The sequence below is a fragment of the Prevotella sp. LCP21S3_D2 genome (assembly GCF_052118345.1).
GTDB lineage: Bacteria > Bacteroidota > Bacteroidia > Bacteroidales > Bacteroidaceae > Prevotella.
Map to the genome: position 1 here is coordinate 22,070 of NZ_JBQKHJ010000017.1, position 19,686 is coordinate 41,755.

Below are 19,686 nucleotides of genomic sequence, written 5' to 3' on the forward strand. Positions count from 1 at the left end.
GCTTCAGTATTTGTTATTTCTTCATTGCATTCCAATATCTCTTGTTAATTCTTCGCCAAGTTCTATGTATGCTTGGCCAATAGCGGTGGAGTGCTTTGCCCATTCCGCAACAATCAAGAACAATAAAGTAAATGAGTATGCCATAGGTCATTATTGCTACAAAAAAGCCAAACAAGATTATTTCGGCTGTACTAATATTATCATTATTTGCAATTCCCTTAGCGAATATCATATAAAATATTAAATACGCAATAAATACGACAATACCCTTGAAGAATGCCCATAAAGTAGCATATAGAAATGTTTTGAATATCAAGTTAAAGAAATAGAATATGTTGTTGATTACAGCATACTCTTCCTTCTCGCTTTCATTCTTACAAGTGAGATACCATGGACCAAACAGCCATCCCAAGAATGGATGTTCTTTCTCAAAAGCCTTGCGAGGATAGTTTCTCAAAGGCCAAGGGTCTTTGAATAACCATGCAGATGGTGAGATTGGAGAATATTGACCATTCTCGTTGAAATCTTCATCATCGTCTGTTGGTGTAGCCTCATGTACTTGCTCCTCTTGCTTTGGCTTCCAATTATCATTTGGACAACCACAGTTAGGGCATGATTGTAAATCTTCCGAATACATTTCTCCACAATCGGGACATTTTACTTGGTTCATAGTTTGTATTGTTTAATTGTACTGCTAATTTTTTCTTATTGACAAGATAACAACATCTTTGTCTCGTCCTATTGTGCCACGAGATTTAAGAGCTGCTATTGCTTCACTCTCATTGTCTGAATAGAGCATGATAGTTGCACTTCCATTTGTGCAGCTTCCGATACCTTCAACTCGATATTTTACAGTATAACTTTCTTTAATCATATAGATAATATACGTTGAAGTTTAGCAGTCCTTGTATTCAAAGACCGCTGAACTATTGTTTGATAATTTATCTTGCAAAATTGAAATCAACGGTTGCTGTTCCGTTGAAAGTATAGGAATACTCGCCACCTACCATTTTGAGGTTGTCGAATTTGATAGTCATATCATCTTTGCTCTTGTCGATAGATACAACTTTGGCAGAACCACTCTTGTAAGTAAGGGTAGTGTAGCAAGCATCTGATTCGTCCTGGGCCATCAGCTCCAATGATTTCTTGGAGAAATCATCGCCAACTTTTGGCTCTGATGAGTCTGTATAAGAGAATTGGTAAAACCAACAATCTTTAGTGTTGCCTACTTGATTGAATACAGATACTGTAAACTCGCCCTTGCCGTCTTCTGCGTCATAACTGCCCTCTTGAACAACATTTGCGTCAATCTCAAAACTCTTACCATTGATTTGAATGGTATTTGATGATGGAGGATTATTGTCGCTATCATCATTACCGCCACAACTGCTTAAGGCGAAAGGCATCAAAGTTAATAATGCCAACATCAGAAACTTAAAATGCTTTTTCATTGTTATGTTTCAAATATCGCACCTTCAGCCCAAACAGTGCCGTTAGTAATTTGATATGTTAGGGAGCATAAAAAGAAAAGTGGAGCTTTATCTCTCCTGATCCCTACGAGTGACGGCTTGGACTCCGTGTAATGAAGGAATAGGAGAATAAGCCCCACTTGGTCGTATTTCGTTTATATGTACGAATACACACCAAGGGAAGCATTATTCTCACAATACCCCTAAACATTACTTTGTGTGAAAGTGTCCAAGTTTCACTCGTATAGGAATATAGCGAAATACGCTTCTCTAAATATGTCCGTCATAAAGCCTATTTTGGCAATATGACACTGCAAAGATAACTAAAAATATTGAGACTAAAGAATTTCTCTTGATGAATTTGCTGTTTTGCGTTTATTTTTAGAATTATTTCACTTTATCCGTAAAATCAGTACTGCATCTGTGTCACAATAACCTTTTAGATTTGATTTATACATTTTGAATAGCATATCAATACCTGTTAGAAAGATTAAATTGATACACTTGATTGTTTAATACAGTTGGATGGTTTTTCCATTTTCAACAATAACATAAAAGTAGAAGAACATAGACGTTATCATTTGAAAATGGAAAATCAGATTAGTTATTCTATTGGCTTTTTGTAAGGCCTTCTCGGAATGTTATTCCTGTCATAAAACTCATATAATCTACTCAAGCCTATCTTTATTCCATTTGCTTTGAGCATAGCAAAATTATCTTTCACAGACAGACTGCAATCATAGAGGTTGCCAATCTCTTCGTCCTTCAACTTGCGCCTGACGATTCCAACCATCGACTTGGGCTTGATGCCTCTTTCAGAACAATACAGTTTATCTACTTTGAACTTACTCGGCTTACGCTTCGTCTTTATGTTTATCTTTTCGTATTCCATATTTAGGGCATTGTTGGCAATCCTCATTAGCTCTTGATTATTCAGAGTGTTGTCTGAGTTATCATAATACCATTGTCGTTCAGCAACCAAATTATATAATAGGTGTTCAAATGTGATGGTTGGGAAAATCTTTCTGCGTATGAGTGCAGACACAAACAAGCATTTCCTCCTATTGTCGCCATCCCTCTTTATCTTTACAACCGATACTTTGCGAATATCGCCACTATTGCTTGTTACGACATCTTGATACCAACTTCGATATATCTCTTGATAGTTTTCGGGTATCAACGCATAACCGTTATTATATGTTAGCTCGGTATGGTCAAAATAGCAGTATCGCTCTCGGTACTTGATAATCAATTCAGAAGGTGGAATTTCAAAGAGGTCGTTAATGAAATCCTTATCCTTTATAGGATAGACACATTCATTACTATTTGCAGATTCCTTTACTGACCTGTTTTCATGGTGGGCTGATTCAACAAGTGCAGCTCCAAAATCTGATAAAGTATAAACTTTGTCTGTAGAATACACTTCACACCTTGGCGTTCCGTTGCCATTCATATATTGTGCAGGTCTTGCTCCACACGAATCTTGGTCGGGATAAGTTGGGTAATCTTTGCGAATCTCCTTTATGATGCCTCTATACGCTGAGGCTAACGTTTTGCCATTTAAAATGTCCTCACGGAATACATAGCAAAGGCGAAAACGATACTTGTTACCCTTACTTGGACAAAGATTGCTCGGTGTTGTATAGTATATAGTAGGCTTCTTCGATAATCCACAAACAAATTGCTTCATTTCCATATTGGAATCATCAACATCAACGAATACAACATTAGCTCGGTCAAAATTATCATTCTTCTTCTCGTATATTTTAAAGGTGTCGGCTTTTGTTGTAAACCAATGGCAAAAACAAAATCCTTCTTTGATGTGTTTTACAAAGTCCTCAATACTTATTGAAGAACGTTTAAAACACAGTTTCTTAATGTCTATACTCTCTTTAGTTGCGTAATGTTCGAGAGATAGACTTAGTTTTAATGCTATCACGTTTCATAATCGTAATATCATTATTTTGTTGGACAGGGTTTCGCCTGTCCCTTTTAGTTTTATCTTGGCTCTACATAGCCTATTCTGTTTACAGTCTAAGACAGTTCCTATCTGTTCGGTTTGGAATCTTTGGATGGTGGTGGTCTCTTTCTGTTTCTCTTCATATTTAATATGGTTTTATTTCTATCATTTATTCTCACGTTGCAAACATACTACTTGGGAGACTACTATTGCAAAATTGAATATTAAAAAATCTGAAGACTTGAAAGCAAAGGCATTTTGTATACCGGAAAATTTTCTAAAAGATGCACGGCAACCCCTTGTAGTCGATGCCTCGCTCCCTCTATAGGGGTAGGCAAAGAGAGGATACGGTGGAAGCCCTCCCTATAACTCATATATATACAGTACTTTAGAGTAGCTTGAACAGCTTTTGCTGCTACTGAATGCTACACCTTATTAATATGATGGGCAACTATGTTTGCCTTATTAACACCTTATTATATATATAGGGGCTGCTCTTGATTGTCTTTTTGAGGCTTGAAATCAATTGATTTTAAGTAGGATAAATCGTGTAAGTGACTGATAGCCATGGTTGTGTATGAAGTTCGTGCTGTCCCTGATAAATATCCCCGACAATAGCTAACTCTCTGAATATCAGATATAGAGTATAATTGAGTGGGAATAGTCGGAATACCGATAAACAGCCACTCAAATAAAGATGAATTAATTTAAACTCAATAAGTTAGGGGATTCGTTGACGTAATAGCTTGATTGTCAACAAATCCCCTTTCTTGTATAAAATGCTCAAAACCATTATCAACTTTGGAGCCTATAGCAAAAAAAGTGTGAAGCTAAAGGGTGTATAGTCGTACAACTAAAGGGTGTATAGTCGTACAACTGAAAGGTATATAGTCGTACAACTAAAAGGTATATAGTCGTACAACTAAAAGGTGTATAGTCGTACAACTAAAAGGTATATAGTCGTACAACTAAAAGGTGTATAGTTGTACAACTGAAGGGTGTTGCCACTAGGCTCGTAAGGTCTGCTGACTGCAGTGAACAGACTTGCTGACTAGGCTCAGCAGAGATGCTGAGCCTAGAGGGAACCTTGCAGAAATGGTCTCCGATAAATAACCTAGATAATAGCTAACCTCTAAATATCAGCTATAGAGTATAATTGAGTGGGAGTAAAGATATCAATAAAAAAAGACCACCATTTGAGTTTGATATTCAACTCAGATGGTGGTCTTTTTTTTGATGAAGAGTACTGAGTACTTTCTGAATGATGTACTCAGTACTTTTTGTTTTTAATAACCGTCGTTCTGCTTCAACTGCAAGTTAGCATCAAGTGCACCCTGTGGGATAGGGAGATAACGGTTGGTGGTCTTGAATACACGATCCTCAATCTTCTTGTCAGCTGCAGAAGCATTTACATTGATAGTGGCACGCATACCAGGAGCTACAGACTTATCCATGCTCACAGTACCAACCCGACGCTCCAATGTGCAGTTCAGCAAAGTCTCAGCCAACATCTTGCCACTGGCATCCTTCCAGCGTAAGATATCAGCACGGCGGATACCCTCACCTGCGAACTCAACACCACGTTCGCGACGAATCAACTCGCGAAGCTTCTCCTTGGTATTGTACTTAGCTTCATCTACATCAGGCATACCAACACGGTTACGAACCATATTCAGGTAGGTGTAAACCTGAGCAGAAGGACCGTTCAATTCATTCTCTGCCTCGCAGTAAGTAAGCAATACTTCTGCATAGCGGAAGACGATAGGCTGGCAAGTGGTGTTCCAGATGTCAGGATACTGGTTCATAGGTGCCAAGTACTTACCCCATGTCAAACCAGTCTTTGAACTGTTGTCGGCTGCGGTGTAAAAGTTGGCATTAGAAGCTCCATTTATAGTCTTGTCAAGCGAATTGTAGATAGCCTCTTTACCATTACCATTGATGTAGTCACAACCTGGATAGATGACAGTCATTGCCATACGTGGGTCACGGTTGTTGAATGGATGAGTAGGATCATAGCCAGAACCCGGTTCGTCCTTGGTCAAGCCGTTTGCCATTTCATAGGTGTCGATCAAGCCGTAGCTAGGAACGATAGAAGACCAACCGCCATCGGCGTTGTTGTACATACGGCCAATCACATCGTTATAGTAGTCGTTTTCTACAGCCTGTACGGCAAGGATGATTTCCTTGGAATCCTGACCTGCTACATTGAACAGGTTAGCATAGTTGTTGTCCAACTCATACTGATTCAGTGCAATGATCTTCTCAGCACGATCCTTAGCAGTAGCATAGTCTCCATAATAGAGAGCCTCGCGCATGCGGAGAGCCAGAGCTGCACCCTTGGCGATGCGACCACGGGCTGCAGGAGTTACATTGATATCGTTTACCAACTCGTCGAGTTCCTTCTCGATATACTCCTTCACCTCCTGCTCGCTTTTACGTGGAACCATAGCTTCCTCTGCAGTAGCATAGCTTTCGATGATAGGTACACCACCATAGTTCCAATTCATCAGGAAATAGCGGTAAGCGCGAATCCAACGAGCCTGAGCCATAATGTCTTTCTTGGCTGTTTCTGGCATAGTACACTTGTCTATGTTAGCCAACAGCTCGTTGACGCGACGGATGCGTGAGAAGTCGTACCAGTCTCTACCGCTTGATGCGGTCACAGTTCCATTGCCGATAGGTGTATAACCCTCCCAGGAGAACTGGTCGTAACCAAAGTCACTTGTACCATCCCAATACAGGAGGAAACCATCCCAGCCCCAACCGGAATTGTATTGGTCTTGCCAATTGTTGTAACAGCCAACGAGGAACTTGTCTGCATCGTCCTGGGTTTGCCAGGTGCTGACAGGTGAAAGGGCATCCTTTGGGGCTGTATCGAGGAAATCGGAGCATGAGGTTGCCAAGAGGGCGGTCATGCCGATAAATATATATTTCTTAAGATTTCTCATGATAATATCCTTTTTAAGTTATTAGAATGTTACGCTCAAACCGAATGAGTGAGTGCGGAGCAATGGATAAGAGCTGAGTCGCTGGCTCGTAGCCTCTGGATCCACGTTGATGTCGAGGTCGTCGATTGTGAACAAATTCTCGCAAGAGTAGTAAACACGTAGCTTGTTGACATGCAGGAATTCGAGTGCCGACTTAGGAAGTGAGTAACCCAGCTGCAAGTTCTTCAAACGGCAATAAGATACATTCTTGAGCCAGAATGTAGAAATCACCTGACGAGAAGAGCTAGGAGAGTTTGTATTGGTGAACAATCTTGGCATCTTAGGATTTGACTTGTTGTAAGTCCAGGAGTCTCTCCAGATGGTTGCTGGGTGAGAGCTGTCGCCCACAAAAGCACCTTCTACCTCGTATGCATCGAAGTAGCGGTAAGCCTTAAACTGTCCATTGAAGAACAGAGAGAGGTCGAAACCCTTCCAAGCTGCGTTCAGGTTCAAACCGAAGGTCCAGCGAGGAACAGAACTGCCTGCATAGAAGCGGTCGTTCTCGGCATCAATCTTGCCATCACCGTTGATATCCGCATATTTCAAGTCACCTGCCTTGAAGCTGCCACCGCCGAAAGGACAAGAACCCTTTGAACCGTCTGCTGGCCAGTATTTGTTCATATACTCCTGTGCCTCAGCATCAGTCTGGAAGAATCCATCAGCCTTATATACATAGTAGCTGTTGAACTCCTGACCCGTAGCGTTGCGCTGGTTGTAGCCAGTACCTACGTATCCCTTACCAGGCATGCTCTCAATCTTGTTCTTGTTGTATGCAACATTCAAGCCTGCGCCTACTGTCACCTCACCAATCTTATCGTTGTAGTTGAGGCTCATCTCGACACCCTGGTTGCGCATCTGACCCACATTGTCAAGATAGCTACCCAAAGCAAACTCGTAAGGAGCATCTACAGAGATCAGGATACCATCTGTAAGGCGGTTGTAGTAATCAACAGATGCAGTAATCTTGTTATCGAGGAATCCCAGGTCAACACCTACGCCCCATGTGGTCGCCTTTTCCCAAGTGATGGTGTTGATCTTGTATGAACTCTGGTAGTATCCAGATGTTACCTTGCCATCGAATGCATACTTGGCATTGATATTGTATGTATTGATAGCTGGATAGTAATCGCTCAAAGCCTCCTGGTTACCCAACTGACCCCATGATCCGCGAATCTTCAGGTTAGAGAGCCAAGACTTGGTTCCCTCCATGAAAGCTTCCTCGCTCACACGCCAACCTGCAGAGAATGATGGGAAGTAACCCCAACGATGACCATCTGCGAAACGGCTGGATGCATCAGCACGGAGGTTAGCCTCGAAGAGGTAACGGCCTGCAAAGTCGTAGTTAACACGCCCAAACCATGAAAGCATATTCAACTCACGGGTATTTCCCTGTGCCTGCTGCGTAGATACATCACCGGCATTGATATCGGTAACACTATTATTAGGGAAGTTCTTGCGGTAAGTGTACCAATACTTATAGTCGTAAGCCTCTGCATGCCATCCTGCCAAAGCCCCAACGGTATGCTGTCCGAAGGTCTTGTTGTAGTTCAGCAATGCCTCGAAGGTCTTGCGCTCCCACTTATATACTCGTTCATCGTGGAAATTTGGATCGGTCTTCTTGTTCGCATTGTAAACGAAGAACTTCTGGAAGTAGTCGTAGTTCTGGTTGTTATTAACATAAGATGCACTCAACTTAGCTGTCAAGCCGTCAAGAATCTTGTAATCAACACCGAAGAGACCTGTGAAGTTGGTATTGCGGCGATATACCTTCAGATCGTTGTCGAGCCATGCAATAGGGCTACCGTCAGAAATGGTTCCCCATGTACCATCGTCATAACGAGCGGTAATCCATGGTGCAATCAAGTTGAGCTGACGGATAATCTGGTCAGAACCACCACCTGCGTATGCAGAAGAAGGGTCGGTATAATCGTTCTTGATGTAAGCGAGATTCAAGCGGGCAGTGAGGCGGCTGTTGATCTTCATCTCCAGGTTGGTACGGCCGTTAACCTGCTCACGTCCAGCGTGAGGCAAGATACCCGACTGCTTCAGATAACCTACAGATGCGAGATAGTTTACACTCTCTGTTGCACCGTTCACACTTACGTTGTGGTGCTGCAGAGAACCAGTCTTGTAAGCCAGGTCGTACCAGTCGGTATTAGGAAGTGCATTGATTTCCTCTTCAGAGGTGAATTTCTTAGCCTTGCCCTCGCTTTCGAGCGCATCGTTCAGCATGTGGGCATACTCGTATGAATCCAGACGGTCAACCAGGCTGGTTGGATTCTGCACACTCACATAACCATTATAAGAAACTTGAGGCTTGCCGCTCTTACCACGCTTGGTGGTGATGAGGATAACGCCGTTGGCAGCCTTGGAACCATAGATGGCAGCAGAAGCAGCATCCTTCAATACTGAGATGCTCTCGATATCGTTAGGGTCGAGGCTACTCATGGTACCAGACTCTACGCCATCAATCAAAATATAAGGAGAGGAAGAGTTGAGGGTTCCCACACCACGAACGTTGATGCTACCTGAGTCCATACCCGGAGCACCATTGGTACCGCTGATGGTAACACCAGGCATCATACCCTGGAGTCCACTCTGCAAGTTCTGGATAGGACGGCTTTCCAAAGCCTTGCTATCCACTGATGATACAGAACCGGTGAGGTTCACCTTCTTCTGTGTACCGTAACCTACAACTACAACTTCATTGAGCTCCTTGTCTTCAGACTTCATGGTAATCTGCATGTTGCTTGCAGCTGTAAGAGTCTGTGGATTGAAGCCGATGTAGGAAATTGTAATCTTGCCATTAGGATTTTTCAGACTGAGGGAGAAATTTCCGTCTAGGTCGGTTACTGTTCCATTGGACGTGCCAACTTCCATCACGGTAACACCGATAAGAGGTTCGCCTTGATTGTCTACAACACGTCCTGTTGCTACTTTCTTCTGCTGTTGGATGCTGGTGGTAGGGTGGTTCAAGTTGTCAGCTTTTGCCATAGTACCATTTGCAAATGCAGGAGACATGGAAGTCAGCGCACAAATCAGCAACGCTGTCTTCATTTGGTCTTTAGGTTTCATGTTCTTACTCATATTGTTTATGTTAAGAGTTGATGTTTAATTAAGATTTAGTGTACCTACTTAGATCTTATTTCGGGGCAAAGCTACAAAAAAAATATGTAATCAGCAAGGAAAAATGAAAGAATTTTTTAATAAACGTGAAAAATGTGTGTTTTTTTCAAAAGTAGGGGAGTTATTGTGGCTCTTTTTCTTTTATACCTTATTTATATATAGTATTTTTCTTTAAGGAGGGGCAGGAATGGTTGGGATGGAATACTTCTCAAGCCTTGATAGTGGTATTCATATCCTCTCATTCCTGTCTTCTTTTTTTTATTCTGCCATGAAAAAAACAGTGGTTATCCCTTCTGCTCTTTCAGCAAATCACGGATCTCTGCCAGGAGCTTCTCTTCCTGGGTAGGCTCTGGAGCCTTAGGAGCTTCAGCAGGCTTCTCTGCCTCCTTTTTGGCGGTAACCTTGTTCACTACCTTGATGAGCAGGAATACACAGAAGGCAACGATGAGAAAGTCGAGAGTGGTCTGGAGAAAATTGCCATAGTTGATGGTTGCAGCCTGAAGCTTCTCGCCACCGATCACCTCTACTGATGGAAGTGTGACTTTGAGGTCGGAGAAGTTGACGCCACCGATGAGCCATCCGATAGGAGGCATGATGATGTCATCTACTACAGAACTTACAATCTTGCCGAAAGCACCACCGATGATTACACCGACTGCCATGTCGAGCACATTTCCACGCATGGCGAATTGCTTGAATTCATTCAAAAATTTACCCATAGTCTTTAATGTTTATAATGATTAATACTTTCCTTGAAATGATCTATTTTTTGCTTTTCTGTGTACGATGAAGCTTTTCCCCCTTAATATAATAAGGTGTAAGTTTCAGACGCAACTTTCACTTTATCTTCTGGTGTCATATTCTACTTCCTTTTAATAATCGCATTTTGCTATATGGAGTTGTCAGTATGGCATCTTAAAGTGCTTAAAATAGGTAATATTCGAGTTCTATCGCCTTTTTTTAACTTATTTAATACTCTATTCGTGTGCAAAGTTAGAATTTTTTTTGTAACTTTGCGCACGAAAAGAAGAAAAAATGCTTGATAGGGATGAAAAAAGGTGTTATCAGCTCCTTCGGATTCGCTTGATAGCTTAAAAGATATAATTTTTAAACTTTTAATTTAAATATTAGAACAATGATTAAGATTGGTATTAACGGATTTGGCCGTATCGGTCGTTTCGTATTCCGTTCTACAGTTGAGGCTGAGAACGCAAAGGAAGTACAGGTAGTAGCTATCAATGACTTGTGCCCTGTTGATTACATGGCTTACATGTTGAAGTATGATACAATGCACGGTCAGTTCGACGGTACTATCGAGGCTGACGTTGAGAAGAGCGAGTTGATCGTAAACGGTAACCACATCCGTGTTACTGCTGAGCGTGATCCTGAGAACTTGAAGTGGGATGAGGTTGGTGCAGAGTACGTAGTTGAGTCTACAGGTCTCTTCCTCGCTTACGACAAGGCTGAGAAGCACTTGAAGGCTGGTGCTAAGTATGTAGTACTTTCTGCTCCTTCTAAGGCTGACGCTAACGGTAATCAGGCTGATATGTTCGTTTGCGGTGTTAACACTGACAAGTACAATGGTCAGAAGATCGTTTCTAACGCTTCTTGTACAACAAACTGCTTGGCTCCTATCGCTAAGGTATTGAACGATAACTTCGGTATCGAGACAGGTTTGATGACAACAGTTCACTCTACAACTGCTACACAGAAGACTGTTGACGGTCCATCTATGAAGGACTGGCGTGGTGGCCGTGCAGCTGCTGGCAACATCATCCCTTCTTCTACAGGTGCTGCTAAGGCTGTAGGTAAGGTTATCCCTGAGTTGAACGGTAAGTTGACAGGTATCTCTATGCGTGTTCCTACTTTGGACGTATCTGTTGTTGACTTGACAGTTAACTTGAAGAAGGCTGCTTCTAAGGAGGCTATCTGCGCTGCAATGAAGGCTGCTTCTGAGGGTGAGTTGAAGGGTGTACTCGGTTACACAGAGGATGCTGTTGTTTCTTCTGACTTCTTGGGTTGCGCTTTGACATCTATCTTCGACGCTAACGCAGGTGTTTACTTGACAGACAACTTCGTTAAGGTTGTTTCTTGGTATGACAACGAGATTGGTTACTCACACAAGGTTGTTGAGTTGATCAAGATCATGAAGAAGCACAACGGTTAATTCGTTGCCTCTTAACGATTAAGAAATATAGCCGCCCAGCATTTCTGATGCTGGGCGGCTTTTTCTATATACATACTTCTCTTTTCTGTCTATATACTTCCTTTTTTGTTCAAAAACTCACAAATGATTGCTCAGATTGTCTTGATGTGAGAATTTCTTTTCGTTTTATTTTGTATTATCAATTATTTCCTTTATCTTTGCGGCATGAAACAGACGATGATTACCATATTAGGTCCTACTGCGAGCGGAAAGACGAGCCTTGCCGCAGCGCTTGCTTCCAAGATCAACAGCTTGGATGCTGCGTCGTGGGGGGGAACTACCCAGGGGGCGGAGATTATCAGCGCCGATAGTCGCCAGGTGTATCGTGGCATGGACATCGGTACGGGAAAAGACCTGGAAGATTATACCGTGGACGGCAAGTTGATACCTTATCACTTGATAGATATCTGCGAACCGGGAACCAAGTATAACCTCTTTGAATATCAGCAAGATTTCTATGATGCCTATCTCGATATCCGGAAACGGGACGTACTGCCTATCTTGTGCGGCGGAACAGGACTGTATATTGAGTCTGTGCTCAAGGGATATCATCTTTCGCCTGTACCACAGAATCAGGAGTTGAGAGACCGGCTGGCTGATAAGAGCCTGGATGAGCTAACGGTGATGCTGAAAGAGTTGAAGGCTAAAACGGGTTCCAATATGCACAATCGCACAGATGTGGATACTGCACAGAGGGCTATCCGAGCTATCGAAATAGAAACCTATAATCTGGAGCATCCTATGCCGGAACGGGAATTGCCTTCGGTAGATTCGCTTATTATAGGTGTCAGTATCAATCGTGATGCCCGTAGAGAAAAGATTACCCGAAGGCTGAAGCAGAGACTCCAGGAAGGAATGGTAGATGAAATCAAAGGTTTGCTTGACAGGGGAATTCCAGCAGAAAACCTCATCTATTATGGTTTGGAATATAAGTTTATCACCGAATATGTGATTGGTAAAACCACCTATGATGAAATGTTCAGAAGTTTGGAGATAGCCATCCATCAGTTTGCCAAGCGCCAGATGACCTGGTTCCGCGGTATGGAGCGAAGAGGGTTTACCATCAATTGGATTGATGCCCTGCAGCCGATGGAGAAAAAGGTGGAGGCTGTTTTGGAGCTGATGAGGAGCTAAGGTGTAGCCTGAAAGCTGGCTCGGGCTGGTATCCGATGGAATCGGATGCAACGGTGTCTAGGCTTTTGAGGACGGTGTCTAGGTGGAGGTAATATTATTCAACTTTCAAATTACAAAGAAGAGACAATGATAAACGAGAATAAATGGGGATTGCTTTACTGCCCTCGAGGCGGCTGGAGAAGCAATAAGCGCTGGGAAAAAATAGAAAAGGTACTCAAGGCACAAAATGTAGATTATGACTTTGTGCAGAGTGAAAATCAGAAAAGCGTAGAGCGACTGATTAAGATGTTTGTCAACAATGGCTATAAGACAATAGTTGTTGTGGGCGGAGATTCTGCGCTCAATGATGCCGTCAATTGCTTGATGCAGATGAATACTGAGGAGCGTGAACAGGTGGCGCTGGGTGTGATTCCTAATGGATTGATGAATGATTTCGCCCATTTCTGGGGATTCAGCGACAGCGATATTGAAAAAACGGTGGCATCTCTTAAAGCAAGAAGAATCAGAAAGATAGACCTTGGATGTATCCGTTATACGAATAAGAAAGGGGAGAAATGCAGACGTTATTTCCTCAACTGCATCAATATAGGATTGATTGCTGCCATCATGAACCTGAGAAGGAAAACTCATCACATGTTTGGCTCCCGTACGCTGTCGTTCCTGTGTTCTTTCATCCTGATGATCTTCCAGCGTCTGGATTATAAGATGCATATTAAAATCAATTCAGATGTCATCAAGCGCAGGGTAATGACCATGTGCGTCGGTAATGCAACGGGTTACGGACAAACTCCTAATGCTGTGCCATACAATGGTTTGCTGGATGTTTCTGTGGTTTATCATCCGCAGATGACCCAACTCTTTGAGGGTATTTACCTCTTTGTGAAAGGTAAGTTCCTGAATCATAAGAGTGTGCATCCTTACCGTACCAGAGAAGTGGAGGTTTCATCCAATGCCCTGGTTGGTATTGATGGCAGATTGATGAATACGCCGGTAGGACCTTACCAGATTACCGTTATTCAGGAAGTTGTCAATTTCCTGATTCCTGCGTAGTAGGAGGTCGTGAATAAAATTTAACTGTATACGCTTTGAAAGTACAAAGGCTTTCATTGATGCTTTTGCCCTTTCAAGGCGTATTGTGTTTTTTATCCCCTTTCTGCAATATTCTTCAGTTCTTCCTCATTCAGGATCTTTATTTTTCTTACGTTCGTACTGATAAGGCCTTCCGTCACGAAGGAGGATAGGGTGCGAATACAGTTACTTGTCGTCATATTGGCAATGTTGGCTAAATCTTCACGGCTCAGACTACAATCCAGGGTGCAACCGTCTTTAGCCAGTCCATAAGAATCCAATAGGAAAAGAAGAGCGTCGGCAAGGCGGGCACGGATGTGCTTTTGGGTGAGATTGACAGTGCGGTCGTCTGATTTACCGATTTCAATACTCAGGTATTTGATAAAATAAAAGCCGATGTTGTAACTGCTCTGCAGCATCTTCATGAGAACCTTCATAGGAAAATGAGCCACTACGCAGTTGTCTAAAGCCATTGCTGCAGTTCTGTAGGCTTCATTGGCAAAATAGGCACGGAATCCCAGAAATTCACTAGGTTTGATAACGCGGATTATCTGGCTTTTTCCGTTGATTCCATCCTTGTAAATCTTCACCTTTCCTGCAAGCAGATACATGGCTTCTTTGGGAATAGTACCATTTTCATATATGATTTCACCCTTCTTGTATTTGGTGACTTGTATATACGTTTTCATCATCGCGAGCTGTTCACCCTTGATGCCGCCCCACAAGTTTGCCACTTCCTTGGCTGCACTATCTATATTCCAAATCTTATGTTTTGCCATTATCCTTCTTGTTCGTTTTGTTTATATTGGTTTAAAACCGTGTGCAAAAGTACATAAAAAAATCCACATAAATGAAAAAAATAAGCAAAAAATATGTTCTATAACATATAAAATGAAGATTTTAAGAAAAAGTCGCGCTTTTTCCTTTGCTATACCATTATTTTTTCTTACCTTTGAATGCAAAATAGATTAAAGTCAATAATTTATAAACCTTAATATAGATCTATGAGTTATCTAAAATTCGAAAAGGCCCTAATGACTAACTTACAAGAGTCATTGCCAAAGGAGTTGTTAAGAACAAACCGCTCGGGTGCTTATTCGTGCTCAACGATTGTAGACTGTAATACGCGAAAGTATCACGGATTGCTTGTCGTTCCGGTTCCAGAACTGGACGATGAGAATCATGTGCTCTTAAGTTCGCTCGATGTTACGGTGATTCAGCATGGCGCTGAATTCAATCTCGGCTTGCACAAGTACCAAGGCAATAATTTTAGTCCGCTCGGCCATAAGTACATTCGTGAATTTGATTGCGATAAGGTGCCTACTACACTTTATCGCGTAGGTGGTGTTATCCTCAAGAAAGAGGTCGTTTTCCAGCATTATGAGAATCGTATTCTGATTCGTTATACTTTGGTAGACGGACATTCTGCCACCACACTTCGTTTCCGTCCATTCTTGGCTTTCCGTAGCGTTCGCCAGTTTACTCATGAGAATTCAACAGCTTCTCGTGACTATTCTGCTATAGACAACGGAATCAAGACTTGCATGTATGCTGGTTATCCTGACCTTTATATGCAGTTCTCTAAGAAGAACGAGTTTAAATTCTGCCCAGACTGGTATCGTGGAGTAGAATATCCAAAGGAGCAGGAGAGAGGTTATGCTTCTAATGAAGACCTCTATGTTCCAGGATATTTCGAAATGGGTATCAAGAAGGGCGAGACTATCGTCTTTTCTGCAGCTACTTCTGAAATCAAGACCAGTAGCTTGAAGAAACTTTTTGACACAGAGGTTGACGAGCGTTCGCCTCGCGACAACTTCTTCCATTGTCTGGTCAATGCTGCTCATCAGTTCCATCGTCGTGAGAAGAATGATGACCGCTATATCCTTGCCGGTTATCCATGGTTCAAGTGCCGTGCCCGTGATACGTTCATTTCTCTTCCTGGTCTTACGCTCTCTATTGAGGAGAACGATTACTTTGAATTGGTCATGAAGACTGCCATGCGCGGATACTATGAGTTTATGGAGGGCAAGCCTCTTACAGCTCATATTACTGAGATAGAGCAGCCTGACGTGCCACTTTGGGCAGTCTGGGCTTTGCAGCAGTATGCCAAGGAAACCTCTAAGGAAGAGTGCCATAAGAAGTATGGCCAGTTTATCAAGGACGTGATTCGTTTCATCCAGGACAACAAGCATCCTAACCTGGAATTGAAGGAGAACGGCTTGCTCTATACCAATGGAAGAGACAAGGCTGTTACCTGGATGAATTCTACCGCCAATGGACGTCCTGTGGTTCCTCGTACCGGATATATTGTTGAGTTTAATGCTCTGTGGTACAATGCATTGTGCTTCTGTGCTTCTTTGGCAGGGGCAGTAGGTGAGGAGGCTGACCAGCAGGAATTGCTGGCTCAGGCAGAGATTACCAAGAAGTCGTTTGTAGATACATTCCTCAATGAATATGGCTATCTTTACGATTATGTAGATGGTAACATGATGGATTGGAGTGTTCGTCCAAACATGATATTCCCAGTAGCCTTCGACTATTCACCATTGTCTCAGGACCAGAAGAAGAAGGTACTTGATATCTGTACCCGTGAACTCCTGACTCCTAAGGGATTGCGTTCTCTTTCTCCAAAGAGCGGTGGCTATAATCCTATCTATGTAGGACCTCAGACCCAGCGCGACCATGCTTACCATCAGGGTACAGCATGGCCATGGCTTTGCGGCTTCTATATGGAGGCGAGTCTGAAACTCTATAAGCGTACACGCTTGAGTTTCGTTGAGCGTCAGATGGTAGGTTTCGAAGACGAGATGTCTTATCATTGTCTCGGTACTATCAGTGAGCTCTTCGATGGCAACCCACCATTTGCAGGTCGAGGCGCCACATCTTTCGCCATGAATGTGGCAGAGATTCTCCGTGCGCTCGAATTACTAGAAAAGTATCAATATTAATATAAGGAGGACGCTATATGAAAGTATTAATGTTTGGATGGGAGTATCCTCCTCACGTATTTGGTGGCTTGGCTACTGCCAACTTTGGTATCTCTCAGGGCTTGCATGCCCAGGGTGATGTCGATATTACATTGTGTCTGCCTCATCCTTTCGGTGATGAGGACCGCAGTGCATGTAAATTTGTGGCTATGAACAGTGTGCCTATTGCTTGGCGTGATGTAAATCACGACTATGTACAGCAGCGCGTAGGCAACATTATGGATCCTGATGACTATTTCCGCTACCGTGACCACATCTATGCTGACTTTAATTATATGAACGTGAATGACCTCGGCTGTATGGACTTTGCCGGTGGTTATCCATCTAATCTCCACGACGAGATCAACAACTACAGTATCATTGCCGGAGTTGTTGCCCGTAGCGAAGAATTTGATATTATCCACGCCCACGACTGGTTGACATTCCCTGCTGGTATTCATGCCAAGCGAGTGAGTGGAAAGCCATTGTGCATTCACGTACATGCTACCGATTTCGACCGCAGCCGTGGTAAGGTGAACCCTACCGTATATTCTATCGAGAAAGACGGTATGGACAATGCCGACTGTATCATGTGTGTATCTGAGTTGACTCGTCAGACAGTTATTCATCAGTATCACCAGGATCCACGCAAGTGCTTCGCCATGCACAATGCCGTTTATCCATTGAAGCAGGAGTGGCAAGACATTCCACGTCCTAACCATAAGGGTAAGGAGAAGGTGGTAACCTTCCTGGGCCGTCTCACCATGCAGAAGGGTCCTGAGTATTTCGTAGAGGCAGCCAATATGGTATTGCACCGTACCCGCAACGTGCGTTTCTGCATGGCAGGTTCGGGTGATATGATGGACCAGATGATTTATCTGGCAGCAGAACGCGGCATTGCCGACCGTTTCCACTTCCCAGGCTTTATGCGTGGCAAGCAGGTATACGAATGTCTCAAGGATAGTGATGTCTATGTCATGCCATCAGTGAGTGAGCCTTTCGGTATCTCTCCTCTGGAGGCGATGCAGTGTGGCACACCTACTATCATCTCTAAGCAGAGTGGTTGTGGAGAAATCCTTACCAACTGTATCAAGGTTGACTACTGGGATATTCATGCCCTTGCCGATGCCATCTACAGCATCTGCCACAACGAGAGTCTGTTCGACTATCTCTCTGAGGAAGGCAAGAAGGAAGTTGACCAGATTACCTGGGAGAAAGTGGGAGCCCGCATCAAAGACCTCTATCTCAAGACTTTGGGGTGGAAGTAATTTTTAATGTTAAAGGGCTAATCATAAAGTTCAAAGTTCAAAATTTAAAGTTCAAAGTATGAAAACAATTTGTTTATATTTCGAGATACATCAGATTACCCATCTGAAACGCTACCGCTTCTTCGATATCGGTACCGATCATTACTACTATGATGATTATGAGAATGATCGTAGCATCAACGATATCGCTGAGCGTTCATATATGCCAGCCTTGAATGCCATTCAGGAGATGATTGAGAAGAATGGTAAATCTTTCAAGGTGGCTTTCTCACTCTCTGGTGTGGGTATGGAGCAGTTGGAACTCCACGCTCCTCAGGTGATGGAGAAACTGCAGGAGTTGAACAGCACTGGCTGCGTGGAATTCCTCGCAGAGCCTTATTCTCACGGTCTTGCTTCATTGGTTAATGAGGCTAGCTTCAAGGATGAGGTGAAGCGCCAGTGCACTAAGATCAAGGAATGTTTCGGCAAGGAGCCTACCGTACTCCGCAACTCTTCTCTCATCTATAGTGACGAGATTGGTGCTCAGGTAGCTGATATGGGCTTCATGGGTATGTTGACCGAGGGTGCTAAGCACGTATTGGGTTGGAAGTCTCCACACTATGTTTATCATTGTGCCATGAACCCAAAGTTGAAGCTTTTGCTTCGCGATGTTCGTCTGAGCGATGACATTTCTCTGCGTTTCAGTAACAGTGATTGGGAAGGTTATCCTCTCTTTGCAGACAACTACATGAATCAGATTGCTGCTTTCCCGGAAGAGGAGCAGGTTATCAATATCTTCATGGAGCTTTCTGCTTTGGGTATTGCCCAGCCTTTGTCTAGCAATATTCTCGAGTTCCTGAAGGCGCTTCCACAGTGTGCTAAGGACCGTGGTATTACCTTCTCTACTCCTACCGAGATTTTCCAGAAGATGAAGTCTGTAGGCGAAATCAACGTTCCTGATACATTGAGTTGGGTAGACGAGGAACGTGATGTCAGCTCATGGCTCGGTAACCCAATGCAGCGTGAGGCTTTCAACAAGCTCTATAGCGTAGCCGACCGTGTTCGCATAGCCAACGATCCTCGTATCAATCAGGACTGGGATTATCTCCAGGCTAGCAACAACTTCCGTTTCATGACTACCAAGCCAAGTAACGTAGGTCTGGACCGCGGTTTTTACTCTAGTCCTTTTGATGCTTTCACCAACTATATGAACATTCTTGGTGACTTCATCACTCGCGTCAACAACCTTTATCCTGCTGAGGTGGATAATGAGCAGCTCGAGAGTCTTCTCACTACCATCACCAACCAGGACGAGGAGATTGAGATGAGAGACAAGGAAATTACACGTCTTCAGGCTAAGATTGAGAAGATTGAGAAGGAAGTGGTAAAACTTCGTGGCGACAAGCCTGCTGCAGCCAAGAAGGCTCCTGCTGCCAAAAAGCCAGCTGCTGCTAAGAAAACAGCTGCCAAGAAGGACGAAGCTAAGCCAGAATAAAAACATTATTCTATTTAAAATAAGAAAA

General features: G+C 43.1%; 13 protein-coding genes. 6 read left to right on the forward strand and 7 right to left on the reverse strand.

Features of this window, described 5'->3' with window-relative positions:
• Positions 1 to 13: 13 nt before the first annotated feature.
• The 6 genes from ACTQ16_RS11165 to mscL form a co-directional block, all read right to left on the reverse strand.
• Entirely contained in the window at positions 14 to 670 is a 657-nt protein-coding gene (locus ACTQ16_RS11165) for a hypothetical protein (RefSeq protein WP_441937450.1), read from the reverse strand.
• A gap of 271 nt (positions 671 to 941) precedes the next feature.
• A complete protein-coding gene (locus ACTQ16_RS11170) occupies positions 942 to 1,451 on the reverse strand; it encodes a hypothetical protein (RefSeq protein ID WP_441937452.1) in 510 nt (169 codons plus the stop codon).
• Between the two features lie 622 nt (positions 1,452 to 2,073).
• Positions 2,074 to 3,408, reverse strand: coding sequence for a hypothetical protein (locus ACTQ16_RS11175; protein ID WP_441937453.1), 1,335 nt, complete (start codon positions 3,406 to 3,408; stop codon positions 2,074 to 2,076).
• A gap of 1,307 nt (positions 3,409 to 4,715) precedes the next feature.
• The gene (locus tag ACTQ16_RS11180) at positions 4,716 to 6,377 is read right to left on the reverse strand and encodes a RagB/SusD family nutrient uptake outer membrane protein (RefSeq protein WP_294970011.1); all 1,662 of its coding nucleotides are present in this window, start codon (positions 6,375 to 6,377) and stop codon (positions 4,716 to 4,718) included.
• 21 nt (positions 6,378 to 6,398) lie between these two features.
• A complete protein-coding gene (locus tag ACTQ16_RS11185) occupies positions 6,399 to 9,503 on the reverse strand; it encodes a SusC/RagA family TonB-linked outer membrane protein (protein ID WP_441937454.1) in 3,105 nt (1,034 codons plus the stop codon).
• Positions 9,504 to 9,826: 323 nt separating this feature from the next.
• Positions 9,827 to 10,261, reverse strand: a complete 435-nt coding sequence (mscL, locus tag ACTQ16_RS11190) for a large-conductance mechanosensitive channel protein MscL (protein ID WP_295345801.1) — start codon at positions 10,259 to 10,261, stop codon at positions 9,827 to 9,829.
• A gap of 416 nt (positions 10,262 to 10,677) precedes the next feature.
• Here mscL and gap point away from each other — a divergent pair, with 416 nt between their 5' ends.
• The 3 genes from gap to ACTQ16_RS11205 all read left to right on the forward strand — a co-directional run bounded on the left by gap (position 10,678) and on the right by ACTQ16_RS11205 (position 13,932).
• A complete protein-coding gene (gene gap / locus ACTQ16_RS11195; protein WP_118152030.1) occupies positions 10,678 to 11,709 on the forward strand; it encodes a type I glyceraldehyde-3-phosphate dehydrogenase in 1,032 nt (343 codons plus the stop codon).
• A gap of 204 nt (positions 11,710 to 11,913) precedes the next feature.
• Positions 11,914 to 12,882, forward strand: coding sequence for a tRNA (adenosine(37)-N6)-dimethylallyltransferase MiaA (gene miaA, locus ACTQ16_RS11200; protein WP_441937456.1), 969 nt, complete (start codon positions 11,914 to 11,916; stop codon positions 12,880 to 12,882).
• A gap of 126 nt (positions 12,883 to 13,008) precedes the next feature.
• Positions 13,009 to 13,932, forward strand: a complete 924-nt coding sequence (locus ACTQ16_RS11205; RefSeq protein WP_295345803.1) for a diacylglycerol kinase family protein — start codon at positions 13,009 to 13,011, stop codon at positions 13,930 to 13,932.
• Between the two features lie 92 nt (positions 13,933 to 14,024).
• Here ACTQ16_RS11205 and ACTQ16_RS11210 read toward each other — a convergent pair whose 3' ends face one another.
• The gene (locus ACTQ16_RS11210) at positions 14,025 to 14,729 is read right to left on the reverse strand and encodes a Crp/Fnr family transcriptional regulator (RefSeq protein ID WP_441937457.1); all 705 of its coding nucleotides are present in this window, start codon (positions 14,727 to 14,729) and stop codon (positions 14,025 to 14,027) included.
• A gap of 225 nt (positions 14,730 to 14,954) precedes the next feature.
• On the opposite strand from ACTQ16_RS11210, the gene ACTQ16_RS11215 reads away from it, so the two are divergent.
• Genes ACTQ16_RS11215 through ACTQ16_RS11225 form a run of 3 tightly spaced genes read left to right on the forward strand, consistent with a single transcriptional unit; the run spans position 14,955 to position 19,658 of the window.
• Complete coding sequence (locus ACTQ16_RS11215; RefSeq protein WP_294969993.1) at positions 14,955 to 16,898, forward strand: glycogen debranching enzyme N-terminal domain-containing protein; 1,944 nt, start codon at positions 14,955 to 14,957, stop codon at positions 16,896 to 16,898.
• 17 nt (positions 16,899 to 16,915) lie between these two features.
• Positions 16,916 to 18,184: a glycosyltransferase family 4 protein gene (locus tag ACTQ16_RS11220; protein WP_294969990.1), complete on the forward strand. Its 1,269-nt coding sequence runs from the start codon at positions 16,916 to 16,918 to the stop codon at positions 18,182 to 18,184.
• 58 nt (positions 18,185 to 18,242) lie between these two features.
• A complete protein-coding gene (locus ACTQ16_RS11225) occupies positions 18,243 to 19,658 on the forward strand; it encodes a glycoside hydrolase family 57 protein (RefSeq protein ID WP_441937458.1) in 1,416 nt (471 codons plus the stop codon).
• Positions 19,659 to 19,686: the final 28 nt, after the last annotated feature.